The 305-nt window shown below is 50.2% G+C and carries 1 protein-coding gene; it reads right to left on the bottom strand.

Features of this window, described 5'->3' with window-relative positions; all coding sequences use genetic code 11:
• On the bottom strand, positions 1 to 305 hold a 305-nt coding region (locus E1176_RS00060; RefSeq protein WP_155208567.1), incomplete at both ends, for a HAMP domain-containing protein.

Raw genomic sequence — 305 nt, forward strand, 5'->3', positions numbered from 1 at the left:
ACCTTCTGTACCCACCTCACGGGCCACACGTGTTACCTCAGCGGCAAATATATTAAGTGAGTCCACCATCTGGTTAATGGTTTCTTTCAACTCTGCAATCTCACCTTTTACATTAATTGAAATCTTTCTTGAAAGGTCTCCGTCTGCCACCGCGGTTGCTACCCCTGCAATCTCCCTTACCTGAGCCGTAAGGTTTGAGGCCATGGTATTCACATTATTGGTAAGGTCAAGCCATGCCCCGGCTACGTTTGGTACCTGTGCCTGACCACCCAGCATACCTTCTGTACCCACCTCACGGGCCACAC

Source organism: Fulvivirga aurantia (assembly GCF_009711475.1).
GTDB classification, from domain to species: Bacteria; Bacteroidota; Bacteroidia; order Cytophagales; family Cyclobacteriaceae; genus Fulvivirga; species Fulvivirga aurantia.